This is a genomic window from Bacillus methanolicus PB1 (genome assembly GCF_000262755.1).
Taxonomy (GTDB): domain Bacteria; phylum Bacillota; class Bacilli; order Bacillales; family Cytobacillaceae; genus Bacillus_Z; species Bacillus_Z methanolicus.
Genome location: NZ_AFEU01000002.1, coordinates 429399 through 445312 on the forward strand (window position 1 = coordinate 429399; position 15914 = coordinate 445312).

General features: G+C 36.3%; 16 protein-coding genes. 7 read left to right on the plus strand and 9 right to left on the minus strand.

The window, feature by feature from the left end; all coding sequences use genetic code 11:
- Window positions 1-167 precede the first annotated feature (167 nt).
- The 3 genes from PB1_RS07225 to rlmH all read left to right on the plus strand — a co-directional run bounded on the left by PB1_RS07225 (window position 168) and on the right by rlmH (window position 2339).
- Window positions 168-1394 carry a S1C family serine protease gene (locus PB1_RS07225; RefSeq protein ID WP_003351608.1) on the plus strand — a complete coding sequence of 409 codons (1227 nt, stop codon included), beginning with the start codon at window positions 168-170 and terminating at the stop codon, window positions 1392-1394.
- A 212-nt stretch (window positions 1395-1606) separates the two neighbouring features.
- The gene (locus tag PB1_RS16925) at window positions 1607-1768 is read left to right on the plus strand and encodes a CxxH/CxxC protein (RefSeq protein WP_003351609.1); all 162 of its coding nucleotides are present in this window, start codon (window positions 1607-1609) and stop codon (window positions 1766-1768) included.
- A 91-nt stretch (window positions 1769-1859) separates the two neighbouring features.
- On the plus strand, window positions 1860-2339 hold the full coding sequence (gene rlmH, locus PB1_RS07230) for a 23S rRNA (pseudouridine(1915)-N(3))-methyltransferase RlmH (RefSeq protein ID WP_003351610.1): 480 nt from the start codon (window positions 1860-1862) through the stop codon (window positions 2337-2339).
- Window positions 2340-2650: 311 nt separating this feature from the next.
- On the opposite strand, the gene PB1_RS07235 is transcribed toward rlmH, so the two are convergent.
- The 4 genes from PB1_RS07235 to PB1_RS07250 all read right to left on the minus strand — a co-directional run bounded on the left by PB1_RS07235 (window position 2651) and on the right by PB1_RS07250 (window position 7907).
- Window positions 2651-3556, minus strand: a complete 906-nt coding sequence (locus tag PB1_RS07235) for a nuclease-related domain-containing protein (RefSeq protein WP_003351611.1) — start codon at window positions 3554-3556, stop codon at window positions 2651-2653.
- 858 nt (window positions 3557-4414) lie between these two features.
- Complete coding sequence (locus tag PB1_RS07240; RefSeq protein ID WP_034645000.1) at window positions 4415-5668, minus strand: O-antigen ligase family protein; 1254 nt, start codon at window positions 5666-5668, stop codon at window positions 4415-4417.
- A gap of 262 nt (window positions 5669-5930) precedes the next feature.
- Complete coding sequence (locus PB1_RS07245; RefSeq protein WP_003351613.1) at window positions 5931-7001, minus strand: sulfite oxidase; 1071 nt, start codon at window positions 6999-7001, stop codon at window positions 5931-5933.
- Between the two features lie 264 nt (window positions 7002-7265).
- Window positions 7266-7907: a CPBP family intramembrane glutamic endopeptidase gene (locus PB1_RS07250; protein WP_003351615.1), complete on the minus strand. Its 642-nt coding sequence runs from the start codon at window positions 7905-7907 to the stop codon at window positions 7266-7268.
- A 330-nt stretch (window positions 7908-8237) separates the two neighbouring features.
- Between PB1_RS07250 and PB1_RS07255 the strand changes: the two genes are divergently transcribed.
- The 3 genes from PB1_RS07255 (at window position 8238) to PB1_RS07265 (ending at window position 9725) form a co-directional block, all read left to right on the plus strand.
- Entirely contained in the window at window positions 8238-8690 is a 453-nt protein-coding gene (locus PB1_RS07255) for an OsmC family protein (RefSeq protein WP_003351616.1), read from the plus strand.
- Between the two features lie 452 nt (window positions 8691-9142).
- Complete coding sequence (locus PB1_RS07260) at window positions 9143-9415, plus strand: type II toxin-antitoxin system Phd/YefM family antitoxin (RefSeq protein ID WP_003351617.1); 273 nt, start codon at window positions 9143-9145, stop codon at window positions 9413-9415.
- Complete coding sequence (locus tag PB1_RS07265; protein WP_003351618.1) at window positions 9399-9725, plus strand: type II toxin-antitoxin system RelE/ParE family toxin; 327 nt, start codon at window positions 9399-9401, stop codon at window positions 9723-9725. The genes PB1_RS07260 and PB1_RS07265 overlap by 17 nt, the downstream gene beginning before the upstream one ends.
- Before the next feature lie 192 nt (window positions 9726-9917).
- On the opposite strand, the gene PB1_RS18550 is transcribed toward PB1_RS07265, so the two are convergent.
- The gene (locus PB1_RS18550; RefSeq protein ID WP_003351619.1) at window positions 9918-10703 is read right to left on the minus strand and encodes an SMI1/KNR4 family protein; all 786 of its coding nucleotides are present in this window, start codon (window positions 10701-10703) and stop codon (window positions 9918-9920) included.
- Window positions 10704-10944: 241 nt separating this feature from the next.
- On the opposite strand from PB1_RS18550, the gene PB1_RS07275 reads away from it, so the two are divergent.
- Window positions 10945-11568, plus strand: a complete 624-nt coding sequence (locus tag PB1_RS07275; RefSeq protein WP_003351620.1) for a TetR/AcrR family transcriptional regulator — start codon at window positions 10945-10947, stop codon at window positions 11566-11568.
- A 669-nt stretch (window positions 11569-12237) separates the two neighbouring features.
- Here PB1_RS07275 and PB1_RS07280 read toward each other — a convergent pair.
- From PB1_RS07280 to PB1_RS07295, 4 genes are read right to left on the minus strand one after another with little or no spacing between them, the layout of a single operon-like run.
- Complete coding sequence (locus tag PB1_RS07280) at window positions 12238-12942, minus strand: (2Fe-2S)-binding protein (protein WP_003351621.1); 705 nt, start codon at window positions 12940-12942, stop codon at window positions 12238-12240.
- Between the two features lie 11 nt (window positions 12943-12953).
- Window positions 12954-13739 carry an ABC transporter ATP-binding protein gene (locus PB1_RS07285; RefSeq protein WP_003351622.1) on the minus strand — a complete coding sequence of 262 codons (786 nt, stop codon included), beginning with the start codon at window positions 13737-13739 and terminating at the stop codon, window positions 12954-12956.
- A gap of 12 nt (window positions 13740-13751) precedes the next feature.
- The gene (locus PB1_RS07290; protein ID WP_003351623.1) at window positions 13752-14759 is read right to left on the minus strand and encodes a FecCD family ABC transporter permease; all 1008 of its coding nucleotides are present in this window, start codon (window positions 14757-14759) and stop codon (window positions 13752-13754) included.
- Window positions 14756-15787 carry a FecCD family ABC transporter permease gene (locus tag PB1_RS07295; RefSeq protein WP_003351624.1) on the minus strand — a complete coding sequence of 344 codons (1032 nt, stop codon included), beginning with the start codon at window positions 15785-15787 and terminating at the stop codon, window positions 14756-14758. Before PB1_RS07295 ends, PB1_RS07290 begins: the two co-directional genes overlap by 4 nt.
- Window positions 15788-15914: the final 127 nt, after the last annotated feature.

Below are 15914 nucleotides of genomic sequence, written 5' to 3' on the forward strand. Positions count from 1 at the left end.
TCCCCCATGTACGAACATTAATCAGATGGGAAATTTTTTAAAACAAGATGTAAATTCTTGATTTTGTAATGCTTTTCGTTAGAAAATCATTTCTGCAAGAGTATAATTGTGGATAGAAAGGAAAAATAATTCTTAGCATTCGTTTTGCAGGAAAGGAATGATGTAAAGTGGGCTATTACGATCAAGATTATGAAAACCGTTATAAAAAACAAAAAGGAAACTGGGGAGGATATTTTCTTGCCAGTTTGATAGCAGCGATTTTGGGCGCTTTTTTAGTGATCGTTTCATTCCCAAAATTAGCCGACTTAAATATCCTGCCATACAATGTACAACCTGATAACAACTTGCAGGAAAAAGCGGACAATAATGCGAACAAGCCGTCAGGAACAACAAAAAATGTCCAGTTAAATCTTATTTCAGGCGTAACGAAGGCTGTGGACAAAGCTGGTGATGCTGTTGTCGGCGTAACCAATATACAATCGACGAGCTTTTGGTCGGAAGAGGAAACAGAACCGGCCGGTACCGGCTCAGGCGTTATTTATAAAAAGGAGGGCGGCAAGGCGTATGTCGTTACGAACCATCACGTAGTGGAAGGCGCTTCGGAACTTGAAGTCAGTTTGGCAGATGGCACAAAACTGCCAGCCAAACTTCGGGGAAGCGATATTTGGACCGATTTAGCCGTATTAGAAATTGATGCAAAAAAAGTAAAAAGTGTTGCTCAATTTGGCAATTCCGATAATTTGAAACCGGGTGAACCTGTTATCGCCATCGGGAACCCGCTCGGACCGACTTTTTCCGGTTCGGTTACGCAGGGAATTATTTCGGGACTGGAGCGCACCATTCCGGTTGATCTTAACCAAGACGGAATTGTCGACTGGCAGGCAGAAGTTATCCAAACAGATGCTGCGATCAACCCCGGCAACAGCGGCGGTGCATTAGTGAATATTGAAGGGCAAGTAATCGGAATTAACTCGATGAAAATTGCTCAGAATGCAGTTGAGGGTATTGGATTGGCAATTCCGATCAACTATGCAAAACCGATTATAGACGATTTAGAGAAGTTCGGAGAGGTCAAACGGCCATACATGGGTGTAGACCTCAAATCTGTTAATGAAATTCCGGCCTATTATCAGCAAGAAGCATTGAAGCTGCCGAAAGATATAAACTATGGTGTTGCGATTCGCGAAGTTGTTCCAAACTCACCTGCAGCAAAAGCCGACCTTCAAGAACTTGACGTTATTGTGGAGATGGATGGAAAAGAAATTAAAGATGCCATCGAACTTCGCAAGTATCTTTATAATAACAAGAAGGTTGGCGACAAAGTGAAAATTAAATTTTACCGAAACGGAAAGCTGAAAGAAACAACATTGAAGCTTGCCGGAGGGATACTGTAACTGTGAATTGTAGATAAGCTAAAAAGCAGGAGGCCAAAACAGCTGTCCTGCTTTTTCTTTTCGTGAAAGATCACAACTGTGGATAAGTATAGATATATTTTATGGGATAAAAATAAGAAATCATTAGAACAGCAAGTGTATAATGATGAAGTACCCAATTGTTTTTGAATCTGTTAGAAAAGTGAAAAACATTGATATAGAGGGGTTTTAAGATGATTTATTGCTGTGAAGAACATGTGGAAGTGGGATTGGATGTGATTGTTGATGAATATGAAACAGCACCTGTATTAACAAAATTTTCAGACGAAAAAAGGCTGTTAATAACTTGTGGATATTGTGAAAAGTCTGCTGTATATATTGTGGCGAACGAATGATCTCACACAAGATGTGGATAGTAAATGTTGATATGTGGATAACTACTGTGGATATGTTGTTCGTAAATTGTTTGTAAAGTGAGGGTAAACTGTGAATATCTCAATTGTGACGGTTGGCAAATTGAAAGAAAAATATTTAAAGCAAGGAATCGACGAATATTTAAAACGGCTGTCATCTTATGCAAAATTAGAAGTTATCGAAGTGCCGGACGAAAAAGCACCGGAAATCTTAAGCGAAACGGAGATGGAACAAGTCAAGCAAAAAGAAGGAGAACGAATCTTGGCAAAAATCAGCCCGGATACATATATCATCGCACTGGCGATCCAAGGAAAAATGAAATCATCCGAAGAATTGGCCGACAGTCTCGACAAACTTGCCACATACGGAAAAAGCAAAATCGCCTTCGTCATCGGCGGCTCTCTCGGCCTAAGCAACGAAATTATGAAACGCGCTAATGAACAACTATCTTTCTCGAAAATGACTTTTCCACATCAGTTGATGCGGCTGATCCTGGTTGAGCAGATTTATCGGGCGTTTCGGATTATTCGGGGGGAACCGTATCATAAATAGAGGGGATTTTTGGAGAGCTGAGTAGATAATTTTGAAGAAATGCCACTGTGAAGGACAAAAATGATCTAATAAAATTTGTAAATGTCCTTCATAGAGGCGATAAAGGAAAAACAAAAGCCATTGTATATGCTGAATGTCCGTCATAAGACTTTTGAAGGACATAATTAAGATAGAGAGCATAAGAAAAGTACGTCATATGACTCCTAAAGGACATAAACAAGATAGGAAACATAGGAAAAGTCCTTCATACTGTTAATGAGGGACAAATTTAGGATAATACAGTCTAACTTAAAGGACAGATCTTCTACTTATTACTCATAATAAGTCCATTGACGATCTCCTACTTGATTAAAATTATTGACTAGTATTCTTCTGATTCTCTTTTTAGATGGTATCACATGACACCATTCATGAATTGCATTCGTAGTAATCCGATGATCTGGAAAAAGAAGCTTAAATTCCTTCACACTCCGCATTACGGCAGCTGTAACTAATTCTTCGTGCCTACATTCCTTACATATACATTTTCTTCCTTCGATGTAGATAGAAAAAGACTTGCATTGAACACAAGTGATTCCTCTTCTTAGTTGGTCATAATCATATGATGGCAACTGTTGATAAGGAGATTCAGTAATATGTAAGGAAATAAGTTTATCCGCCAGCTTCTTGTGTTTACTAATTAACTTTGAAGGGTTGGTATTTAGTTTGTCCAAACATTGGTTTAGCTGAGTAGGAAAAATAAATGGTTTGTCGAGAGGTGCTTGATATAGGGTGAAATTAGGATTGATAAAAACAACCGAAGCATCAATTTGAAAATTAAATCCAAGATTAAGGAGTAGCTGGCGTAATAAATAATTACTTCTACTCAATTGATAAAGAGGATTAATAATTTCAGATTTGGTTATTTTGAACAATTTATCTGATTCGTAATAATAATCCCCTTCATAATTTTTAACCTCGAATAAATAAATTTTTCCTGAGGTAATAATTAAAGTGTCAATTTGGACGGTTGTATTATTTATATTTAGTAGTAAGTCATTTAATATAAAGCATTCACATTGAAGTTTCTCCGTTAAGACATCAAATAAAACTTCTCCTTCATAACCCTTTTTCAAAGAGTAATAATACTGTTTATCCTTGTTAGATAAATCCATTCGAGCGTTTAAAAATTCCATGATTAATAATTCTTTAGATTTAGTACGAGCTTTATAAAGCATAGTCTACATCCTTTCATTTAACTGAAATTGGGTTTATGTTGCGGGGTGAGTATCAATCATGCAAAAAGATTATGTGCGACAAAAAATACAAGTGCAGAGCTTTGCAACGAAAAATGATTCTTCACCACATTTAGTGAAATAGACAAAAAATAAGAAAACATTCACGAATTCCTGGCAATAATGTTAGCTAGCAAAATGGTGAAGAGCCCAAATTTGAAGGAACTTTATCATTTCCTTCCTTCGGGAAATGTGGAACCGAGTCGGTAAGATAATAAAGTAACGAAACGGCTAGAAAAGATAGGATTGGCATTGATCTGTAAGATCATATTATAGTAGGTGCAGATAAGATGTATTTCTTTGAAAGAAAAAGGATTTGTGTAATTGAAATATTTATGAGATGCTTTTTGAAGCGGTATTAAAAAAAGCGTTGAGTATGTAACGGTGAGCCATATCATAAGTAAGTGAGGTTTTATGGGTATAAAAGAGAAGAGAATGTCAGGTATCGTTATTTAAGTGCCTGAAATCCTCTTCTTATAAACTCTAAGACAAAAAAGAATCTGCTGATTGAATTTGCAGAGCAGCGGCGTGTAACCGCCTGATAACTTTGAACACTTTTTGCTAATTAGTAGTGAACACTTTACTGGAAGTTAGTGCTGGCATTTTGTCACTTTACTTGGAGCCTCTGCGGGCAAGATTATTAGCCAGGAAGCCAGATATATCAATGAATCTGGCTCACCCGACAAAGGCTATCATAACCGCCTCTCCAAATAAAGTGCACGTCTCTACTGGAAAAAAGCGTTCAATCTTATTGAGCATTTTTAGGTAAGAAAGTGTTCATTTCTACTTGTCACGGCGTCATTACGTTTGATTTTTTGGTGCCTTGACATGTAAATAAATCCAATACTTGATTCTTGAAATTGATGGAAATACCATAACAAAATGAATGCGTTTCGTATATCTATCCCAACAAGCAAGCAATATAACCGTTAAAAAACCTATTTGCGGCGAAAACAGGGGCTCGTCAAAGACTCCCGTAAGAATGATAATTGGTAAGCCAAGCAAAAAGCTGTCTAATAAACATTTTTTACTTCGTATTGGAAAAAATAAATGGATACACTTCATAAGATTTAGGCAGATTAAAAATAATAAAGCCAATCCTCCTAGTGTTCCATACTCCGCAAACATGCCAATTAACATATTATGGGCATGTGGTATGAATTCATTGTAATGCTTTAAATATTCTTTACCAAAGCCGATTGGCGTCACACCAAAGAAGGCATGATCCTTCCATATTTTATAGCCGTTTTTCCAGATGTCATGCCTAACTTGGATTGATTGAAAAACCGACTCGTTTCTAGGCAAAAAATGCAGCAACCATTTAGATAGCGACAGGCTAAATATAGTACTAATGATGAAGATAGTACGGTTTAATCGCAAGATAAATATAAGATAGATCAAAATCATCGAAGCAAAGCCTGCCCTTGAACCGGTTTGAATAACACCATAGCTTAGCAGGAGTAATATAGGAAGCTGCCACATTAAACTGACGAATCGATTGCTCCGTAAACTAGCAAGCAGGTAAGCCAAAATAAAGGAAATTGCAATTAACAGAATATATACTGTAAAATTTGGGTTGTATCCACAGCCAATTAAGCGGTTATAATCTTTAAGATCACTTTGGCCGAAGAGCACAGTGCCCGTTAAATAGCTGATGGCCGGAGGAAAGGTATACCATTTTGAAATCCACCCTATCACACAGCTGTATACGCCCCCAAAAATCATGATCAATCGAAAATGCTGAAATAATTGATTCTTTTCAGTTTCCAAGATTCTTAAATATAGACCCCAGTATCCTAAAATCATCAAACTAATGCTTAAATAAGATATTTCGTTCATTGAAATAGCAGCTCCAATGGTCGAGATAAAAAGGCATAGGAAAAAAAAGGAGCTCAAGGAAAAAACGAAACGCTTATTTTCCTTCCATTGTTTAAGGAAGGTATGTAGACCGGTAAGTAATAACAGGAAAATACCTAGCGGTGGCAAGAGGAAACATAGCAGTATTCTTAATTCTAATGATGAGAATTTTCTAAATGACTGAAAAAATATGCTCATGAAATACTCCTAATATAAAATAACTTGATACTCTTAATCTATATGAATTTCACAGTTAACTACTTGCGAAAAACAATTTTAATTAGCTTCAAAGGATAAAGTTTTCATGAACTATTGGTTTGGTGTTAAGACTAGAAGCATGATGCAGAACAATAGTAAAAACATAATAACAATAAATTAACAATAACACAATTTTTTCATGTTTTTGTTTAGAAAAAGTAAATCGGATGTAAATTTTAGATAATCAAAAATATAGATTTTGTTATTCAACTTTAACCGTTATTATATCTATTGCGTTATACCCATAACCTTTTCTGTTCCAAAATGGGCTTGCTGGTTGAGTTCGGTTATATGAATCTGTTGCTTTGGCCATAATCGTGTATTCTCCTTTTTCCAATACAGACCATTCATATGTCCAAGAAACCCACCCATAACCAATTTTATCTTGATGATCAACCTTTGCGTTTGCCCAAGATTCCCCATTATCTGTACTGATTTTGACCTTTGAAATTACGCCCCTGCCTGTCCAGGCAATGCCTTTAATCAAATGATTACCGGTATTAAGAACTTCCAAATCTAATGGTGATTGTATAGTAGAATTGACGTTTATTGTTGTGACGGGAAAAGCATTTTTATTATTGTCTTTATTTGGATAATAAACATAATCGATTGATTGAAAAGGTCCTGTAAAATTAGAATCAATAACACTTATTTGCTTAATCCACTTAACAGAGGCCATTGCATACCATTGTGGTACAATTAATCTGAATGGGTGACCATGCTTAAACGGAATAGGTTGATCATTATATTCGTAAGCAATTATCGTGTCAGGATGAAGTGCCTTTTCGATGGGAAGACTTCTCAAGTAGGTATAAATGCCATCCAAGTCAGTTCTCTTTCCAAAATCATATCCTTCCACGACAACCTCTATTGCACCTTTCCTTATTCCGGATAGTTCGAGGAGCGTTCGCAGCGGAACACCTTTCCAGTATCCTTGACTGATAGCACCTTTTCCCCATTGTTCTCCAAATACTTTAGGCTCAAACAGATTGCGTTTGTTTCCTGAACATTCGAGGACAACTTTTATTGTTTTTGATGGAAATCTAAGGATATCTTGCATAGAAAACAATCTTGGTGTTGTAACGAATCCATTTATAGGAAGCCAGTAGTTTGAATAAGAAAGAACTGGATAAGAAAAGTGGTTTCGCCTGTAAAATAATTGATGATCTATTTTGTCATTCTTAATAAATTGAATGGGTGTTTCCTGATTTTCAGGATGTAACCGACGTGTTATTAAATATGGTTTTACAGATGAATTTAGCGGGTATGTCATAATTACCTCCAAAATAAAAAAAGATGGTAATATTAACTATGTTGTTTTGAATAAAATTAGGCCATTTTTATTTTAAGGCGGTAAACAGATTACATTTCGTACAGTGAATAGAAAAATCCACATAAAAAACAAGGATGTAAAATCTTTGTTATCCTTGTTTGCTGATTTCTGACCAAAAGAAAAAACGCCCAATCAATAGGCGGTTAAATTCTAAACTATCGTTTTCCGTACGCTTAACAAACTCGATGTTGAAGTCTTTGTATCTCACAAATTAGTAATCATATATGTAGCAGCAATATTTGCCAGCGCGTGTGCGATCCAAGATGCGTATATTCTTTTCGTTTTGTAAAATATGATGCCGAATATAACACTATCAATAAAAATAGTTGTTAAATCCAGTGCCACAAGTTTTGGTTCGCCTGGTGAGATATGCATAAGTGCGAAGATAATGGACGTTAAGACGATAGCATAATGCGGTTTCATGACCCATTGGAGGCGTTCCTGTACCAATCCTCTAAAAGTGATTTCTTCCCCCAAGGCAAGAATGAACAGTGTTATCACCAATTTAACATCAAAAGTTTTGATTACGGGTGCCCTTGCTAGTACATGAGCAAAGATTTCAGGGAAATAATTTTTATAAATAATAACATATAAAATCTGAAAAACAATCCCGACAAGTAAGACCCAAACCCAACTTTTTTTGATGTCGTGTAATAGATTTGCAAAATTAAATCCGTTATTTTCTCGGCTCCTCCCTCTTATTTTGCGTTCAACAAAATAATACACAATTGGAAGAATACCAAACAATGCTTTGAATTGCGGGAAAAACAAAGCACTTATCAACATCAATACAACAAGAAAAACCATTTCCAGAAATGGTCTTTTTTCAGTCACAGAAATTCCCATATAAATCCTCCTCTTTGATTATATAAAACTTCCTGTGATCATGACTTCCTCCTGTTTGATAAAACCCACTCCTTCTTAGAGGAAAAAAACTTATAAAAGGGTATATTTTTCCAATGCTGCACTCTTTAACAATATCATCAATTCTGACCGTAGTAAAACAAAATTTTAGAATGCAGATTCGTAGGTTAAGAACACCATGTCGGATGCTTCCTAAAATTTTCCTAATATACCATAATTTAAAATATCAGAAAATAAGAAATATATTTACTTTTACATATTTTTATTTTATAATAAAACCTATTAACTTACTTGGAATTAGAGGTGGATATGATGACAACAAAGAAATTGATCAAGGTAAGAACAAGTGGAAAGTGGGAAGGCGGCTTAAAGACTTCAATTTCGATTAGAGATTTTTCTCCATTAATAGTTGATGAACCGAAAAGTTTAGGCGGGACAGATGAAGGACCAAATCCTGTTGAATATGTATTAGGTGCACTGTCCAGCTGTACTTCTGTTATGATTGCGTTCATAGCTAAAGAAAAGAATTTTTCTTATCAAGGCGTAGAGTTTAAAAATGATGGAACATTAGATTTACAAGGATTAATGGGAGTGGAAGGAGTTTCGCCGCATTTTCAAAATGTGAATTTTGAGGTTATTTTTAAAACGGATGAACCTGATTCTCGGATAGAGGAACTGAGAGAAGAAGTAGAAAGAAGATGTCCTGTTTATAATTTAATAAAAGACGCAGGTGTCAGGATCGAATCGAAATGGTATAAAATTTAGCGGACTTATAAACTATGATTTTAATGCTTCTGTTAGGCGGATTTTTTAAATCCGTCTTCTTTATTTTGTAAAAGTATTAAAATTCCCTTAGATATATATAAGTTTAAGGCTTTTTTTCTGATATAAGGAATTTGATAAAATTTGAACAACCAAGCGAAATAAAGTGGAAATCTGAAATAAAATAATAGCACATTATTTCAGATTATAGCCTGGATTAATTTGAAATCCGATTCCTGAAATAATGTGTTAATAAATACGACATAAGAAGGATTGACAGACAAAATAGCTGCAGCAGTTAAAAATATTACCAAAGGAGAATGTTAAGAAGATGAAGAGTCTGCCTGCTGAAAGAATGACAAGTGCGATTTAAAAATTCTTTCCACGGTTGGATTGATGACATAAAAATGATATAATTTAGTTAGAATAATGATATGTGAAAGGGGCTGCAAGGAGTGAATATTAAGCCGTCGACAACGATCCGAAATGATTATAATGGTTTTTCAAAATACTGCCATGAACTTGATGAGCCGGTCGTGCTGACACGTAATGGGGAAGCCGACCTGGTTGTCATGAGCTATGAAGCTTATCGACGCATGGAGGCACGTATCAAATTGCAATCAAAACTGTTGGTTGCAGAAAAGCAGGTTGACGAAGGTGCTCATTTGATTGAACATGATCAAGTGATAGCAATGATGCGGAGAAAGATCAATGACACAAAGGAATAAGATTAAATATACTCCTGCAGCAGTTGACGATATGGATGAAATATTCTCGTATATATCGCAGGATAATCTTTCCGCCGCAGAAATTATGCTGGAGAAGTTAAATAATCAAATTGGTAAGCTTGCAGAGTTTCCTAATATGGGATCGGTTTTATCAGATGAGGAATATACTCTTGTTGAGCGTGGATATCGATTTATTGTTGTGCACCCCTATCTAGTTTTCTACAGACTGTTGGATGAGAATGTAATAATCCACCGTATACTGCATGCACGTCGTGATTATCTTCGCGAGTTATTTACCACACAGGAATGAAATGAAAAAAATTACAATGTGTTTTCAGGGGTAAAGGGAGGCCTTAACACAAATATAGGATTGCTTTCGCTTATTGTAGGCTATACTGTCATTCAAAGGCAAAAAGAAATAGACCTCCCAACGCCTCACAAACGGAAGAGGTCTTCTTTTATAAAAGCAGCTTTCATTATAAGTAAATATATACAGAACATATTAAATTTGGTTGCGAATCATATTTGCAAAATATCTAACATCTTCATTTTTATCTTGATTAAAGATTTCTATTAATTTTTCTATTGTAGTTTTTTCTAAAGAATCCAATAAGAAGTTTGTAGCCTCTGCAACCGATCTCCTTATGTCATCGTTTGGATGTTTACTAAGTTGTAATAAAATAGAACTGAACCATTCCAAATCCTCAGCTTTCACTTCTTGAGACATAAGGTCAACTGAAGTTATTATTCCATATATATCATTATTATAAATAGCTCTCATTGTCGACTCTTTAGATATTTCAACCTCATTAAATTCACCAAATTCTATTTCTTCTTCCATTTCCTCGACATAAAGATTTTTTAAAAAGCTTTCAAATGAGTCAGCAATTTTAAATATTTCTTCTGTTTCATTATCAATATAAACAATTGGAGGATTTTCCACTGTGTTTCTGTAGTCAAACGCAATCCAAGAGTGACCTTGACCATTAAATAGAATCAGTCCTTCAGGCATATTCCACTCTTCTATGTAGTAAGGCGTTTCTAAGATGCCATTGTTTTCCCCTATTCCCATAATAAAATCCACATTGACTGAGTGATCGCTCCAAGAGGTAGGTTTTGGTGAAGGATGAGCATTAAAAACAATACTCCCACCGTTTTGTATTCTTAAGATATCTAAATAAGATTTTGGCAGCTTTATTTTAAATAGGTTTTCAGCTTTTTTAATATCCGACTCCCTTAAAGGGGGGAGCTTATAAATATCGTTCTCTGAATTAGCCCAAATCTTCAAAACAGTTCACTCCCTCTATATATTAATTTTTATACAAAATGAATAAGTCTGTCTACAAATATTTTATACCTTTTGCACCTTTACATCATATTAATCGTTAACACAATTCATCATATCAAATAGCCCACTACACTGCTCTTCAAAAAAATTTTTTCTATTCCATTGACCACACCGGTCAAAAGGATTACAATGAAATTGACCACATCGGTCAATGGTTGCTAATCAACGGAGGTTTAACAGAATGTATTCTAAATTTTTGAATTTAAGCCCAGATAAGCAAGAACGCATTTTAAATGCAGCGTTAAAAGAATTTTCGCAAAAAGGTTATGAGAAAGCATCGACAAATGAGATCGTGAAAGAAGCGGAGATCTCAAAAGGATTGCTTTTTCACTATTTTAAGAATAAGAAGGAATTGTTTTTATTTTTGTATGACCATTTTGTCGAGATTATCATGGATGAGTTTTACTCGAAAATCGATTGGAATGAAAGAGACCTGTTAATGAGATTTCGGGAAATCACCGTCCTGGAATTTGAATTAATGAAAAAATACCCTGACATCTTTAATTTCTTTATGGCCGCCTATCATGAAGAATCTGCCGATGTAAAAATTGAGTTGGAGAAAAGGAATAAAGAAATCCTTGTAAGCAGCTATCAAAAATTATTTACAGATATTGATACGTCAAAATTTAAACAAGGCATTGATATAAACAGAGCCATTAATATTATTATTTGGACGATGGAAGGATTTTCAAATGAACAGCAGAAAAAAGAAAAGCTGCGTTCCGTGGATCAAATCAATATGGATGAAATTCTATCGGAAATCAATCATTATCTAAATCTGCTTAAAACATTTTTTTATGCTTAAACGGGAAAGAGTCTGCTTTTATAAAAGGGGGATCTAAAATGAATAAGAATGGTATTGTATAGAAAAAATGGACTTATTATGAGTAATAAGTAGAAGATTTGTCCTTTAGTTAGACTGTATTATCCTAAATTTGTCCCTCATTTAACAGTATGAAGGACTTTTCCTATGTTTCCTATCTTGTTTATGTCCTTCAGGAGTCTTATGACGGACTTTTCTTATGCTCTCTATCTTAATTATGTCCTTCAAAAGCCTTATGACGGACATTCAGCATATACAATGGCTTTTGTATTTCCTTTATCGCCTCTATAAAGGACATTTACAAATTTTATTAGATTATTTTTGTCCTTCACAGTGGCATTTCTTCAAAATTATCTACTCAGCCCTCCAAAAATCCCCTCTATTTATGATACGGTTCACCGTTCCACATCAAACTGGTAAACTAACTTCAAAATGGGTTCTACACATTATTTGGTATAATATTCCTACCATCTTTTATGATACTTATTTCCTGAATTTTTGCAATGATCAATTTTATTCTTATTCTGAAAAATGCATTTAAATAAATAATGATGAAAAAGGAATCGACTTTTAATCGATTCCCTTTAAATTCACATGAAAGCTGATTAAAATTCTATAAAAGAAAGGATAGAAGTCTTTTTAAAAGATAGCCTAGTCTGTTTGTTTCTTTGGACAATATGAACACTTATCATTTCCGGGGATTTTATAGTAATAGCAGCACGTAACTCGAGCATAATGAGCCATTGCTTCTTCTGGTGTTTGTCCGTTTAAGAACCTTTGGAACGGTGAATATCGTTCAACATCTTTCCATGTTGTGGAGTCTTGCAAAAATTCTAGATCATCACGTGCTCTTGCAGAAATATCGTCTCCTTGGTTGAGGAGCTGCACGTACATCCAAAGGACATAACCCCAAATATTTTCCCACAATACGAGTGGCGAGCTATTCGTTTCAGCAGCAACAGCTTTCACTATCATCCGGCAATCATGGCAAATGATCCGTTTGATGGTTTCCTTCACGTCGTTTTCTGTTTCCACAGGAATCCACTTCCCACTAGAAAGCGACCACTGTGGAGCCCATTTATCGTCCAATGTCCGATCCACTACTCCAACTTGGGCCACATCTCCTGTCCATTTCACACGATACTTGCTGAGGAGAAATAATTGTGCTGTAAATAAAAAGGCTGCATGCCTCATCAAGATGGAAGCAATGACATATGGCTGTTCTGCTTTTGTCCGTTCCTTCGCAAGATTGAGAAGCTTTGAAAAATCCTTATCCAAGAGAGGTACTGTTGTTGTCTTATCTTGGACAACATGGAAATTCTCAAGCTCTCTCCAGAGTTCTTTTTGCTGCAGCATGATATCAACCTCTACTTTATTAAATCATAAGAAATCATTGCCGGTTTCGCTGTTCTAGGATCCGTAACAATCACTGTATCGATATTAAATACTTGTTTAAGCACTTCGGCTGTCATGACTTTTTCTGGAGTCCCTTGTTTTACAATCGTTCCGTTCTTAAGAGCAACCATGTGATGGGCAAAACGGGCCGCGTGGTTCAAATCATGAATGACCATCGCAATCGTCCGTCCATCTTCTTGATTTAATTTTTCCAGGAGCTGTAAAACTTCTAATTGGTGAGCTAAATCTAAATACGTTGTTGGTTCGTCTAAAAGTAATAAATTTGTTTCTTGAGCAATCGCCATCGCAATCCAAGCTCGTTGCCTTTGCCCACCTGATAACGTATCAACAGACTGATCTCGGAGATTGGTTAATCCAGTAACCTCAAGCGCCCAATCAATCATTTCGTAATCATGGTTGCTGAGCCGTGAAAATCCTGTTTGATAAGGGGTCCGTCCATATGAAATTAATTCATACACTGTCAAACCACTCGGTGCTTCTGGTGATTGAGGTAAAATGGCCAGCTTTTTCGCAACTTCTTTAGTGGGTGTCTTATGAATCATTTTTCCATCTAAATAAATGACACCGGATAATGCCGGGTGCAGTCGTGCCACTGTTTTTAAAATCGTCGATTTGCCGCAGCCGTTTGGACCAATAATGGCAGTAATTTGATTCGATGGAATTTCCAAATTTAACTGTTCAACAATGATTCTGTCCTCGTACCCGATGGTCAACTGTTCTGCTGATAGAGTTGTCATAGCGCTCCCTCCCTACTTTTTCATTAATAAATAAATAAAATATGGAACACTAACAATTGATACGACAAGACCAGCAGGAATTTCTGTAGGTGACAACACATTTGTTCCAATCGTATCAGCCATCAGTAAAATGAACGATCCAATCATGGCGGCGATCGGAAGCAGCAAATGATGATTTGGTCCAATCAGACGGCGAGCAATATGCGGGGCAATCAAACCTAAAAAAGTCATTCCACCGCCTGCAGCTACTCCTAAACCAGCGATCCCCACCGCTACCATAAGGAGAAGCAGACGTTCACGATTGGAACGTATTCCAAGACCAGTTGCCACTGAACTCCCTAAGTTCAAAATATTAAGGGTATGTGCTTTATACAATGCGTATGGAATAAGTACGAGAAACCAAGGCAACAGAGCCCATACAAACTTCCATTGCGTTGCCCATAAATCTCCTGACAACCAAACCATTGCTTGCATAAAATCGTGCGGTGTCATTCTTAATTGAAGGGCTATTAATAGAGCACTCAAACCTGCATTCATTCCAATTCCGACTAAGATAAGGCGAATGGAATGAAATCCGCGTTTCCAAGCAAGACTCATAATCAAACCTGCTGTTAATAATGCACCCAAAAAAGAAAAGAGAGGCAAAGCAAAAGTACTGAACGTACCAAGGCTTCCTGTTGCTGTTTTAAAAAATGAAAAATAAATGACGACAGCTGTCCCCGCACCTGCATTAATGCCTAAAATACCGGGGTCTGCCAGTTCATTGCGTGTTATACTTTGTAAAATCGTCCCTGAAACAGCCATACCTGCACCAACGATGAGTGCTAATATAATGGTTGGCAGACGAATCTCAAACAAGATCAACTGTTGTTGTTTCGTCCCATTACCAATCAATGTATGAAACACTTCATTTGGTGAAATGGGAACAACGCCGAAATTCAAACTTAATAAACAAGCGATGAAAAGGAGTACGATTAATGTGAACATCGTCCATTTATACTTCATAGAGATGTTGTTCATATGAATCTACTCCTTTCACTTCGAACTAAATATAAGAAAAAGGGCACTCCTATTGCTGCTGTGACGACTCCAATAGGTGTTTCAAAAGGAGCATTCATCATTCTTGCTCCGACATCCGCTAAAACAAGCAGCAGGCCACCCAAAACGGCTGAAACCGGGAGCAATAAGCGATAATTCGGTCCAACTAATATTCGGCTAATATGAGGGACAACGAGTCCAACAAAGCCAATGGATCCGGCTACCGAAACCGAAGCCCCGGTTAATAGCAAGACGGCAGTAACACTAAGAGCTTTGACCAGATTTAAATGAATTCCCAGCCCTTTCGTTACTTCCTCTCCAAGATTTAGTAACGTTAAAGCACGAGCAATGACAAAGACGATCGGAATACCAATGAATCCTACCAAACTAAGAATTTTAAAATCATTCCAGTTTGTGTGAGCCAATCCTCCGGCATACCAAAAACTCATCTCTTTTGACACATCAAAATGCAGTGCCACAGTTGAGGTCAACGAATTCAAAAACATTCCTGCCGCTACACCGGCAAGTGCCAATTTCACATGTGATACTCCACCTTTTGAAGCAGCAGCTAACAGAAATACGAAAAGGACTGTTAATCCTGCACCAGCCATAGAAGCAACAGTTTCTCCCATATTCGAAACGCTCGGAAACAAGGCTATTGTTATCACAAGCGAAAATGCCGCTCCATAAGATACCCCTAAAAGAGAGGGTTCAGCGAGTGGATTTCTTGTTATGGCCTGCATAATGGCTCCGGATAACGCTAAGTAAGAACCAACCAATGCGGCGATTAATGCTCGCGGTAATCGAATTTCTTGAACAATTTGATGTGCTTTGTTATCAGAATGATAATCGAATATCGCTTGCCATACTGTTGCTAGTTTAATTGTTTCCGTTCCAAAAACGAGAGAAATATATATCGCCAACAACAAACAACATATTCCGACAAGCACAATGTAACCTGTTCTTAATCTATGTTCTCTTGATATCGAAGGACGCTGTAAATTTGCCACTATTAGAAACAACCCTTCATTGTTATTGTATAATAGTGATAATCATTATCAATAATAATTAAGTATAAAATGAATATCTGTTTCTTTCAATATATTTAACAGATTAATTGAAAACTATTATCAATTA

What these genes read in the sequence shown, in the direction of transcription:
- PB1_RS16925 (WP_003351609.1), top strand. Translation starts at nt 1,607, where the DNA reads ATGATTTATTGCTGTGAAGAACATGTGGAAGTGGGATTGGATGTGATT.
- PB1_RS07235 (WP_003351611.1), bottom strand. Translation starts at nt 3,556, where the DNA reads ATGCTTTATAAAGCTCGTACTAAATCTAAAGAATTATTAATCATGGAA.
- PB1_RS07240 (WP_034645000.1), bottom strand. Translation starts at nt 5,668, where the DNA reads ATGAGCATATTTTTTCAGTCATTTAGAAAATTCTCATCATTAGAATTA.
- PB1_RS07245 (WP_003351613.1), bottom strand. Translation starts at nt 7,001, where the DNA reads ATGACATACCCGCTAAATTCATCTGTAAAACCATATTTAATAACACGT.
- PB1_RS07250 (WP_003351615.1), bottom strand. Translation starts at nt 7,907, where the DNA reads ATGGGAATTTCTGTGACTGAAAAAAGACCATTTCTGGAAATGGTTTTT.
- PB1_RS07255 (WP_003351616.1), top strand. Translation starts at nt 8,238, where the DNA reads ATGACAACAAAGAAATTGATCAAGGTAAGAACAAGTGGAAAGTGGGAA.
- PB1_RS07265 (WP_003351618.1), top strand. Translation starts at nt 9,399, where the DNA reads ATGACACAAAGGAATAAGATTAAATATACTCCTGCAGCAGTTGACGAT.
- PB1_RS07275 (WP_003351620.1), top strand. Translation starts at nt 10,945, where the DNA reads ATGTATTCTAAATTTTTGAATTTAAGCCCAGATAAGCAAGAACGCATT.
- PB1_RS07280 (WP_003351621.1), bottom strand. Translation starts at nt 12,942, where the DNA reads ATGCTGCAGCAAAAAGAACTCTGGAGAGAGCTTGAGAATTTCCATGTT.
- PB1_RS07285 (WP_003351622.1), bottom strand. Translation starts at nt 13,739, where the DNA reads ATGACAACTCTATCAGCAGAACAGTTGACCATCGGGTACGAGGACAGA.
- PB1_RS07290 (WP_003351623.1), bottom strand. Translation starts at nt 14,759, where the DNA reads ATGAACAACATCTCTATGAAGTATAAATGGACGATGTTCACATTAATC.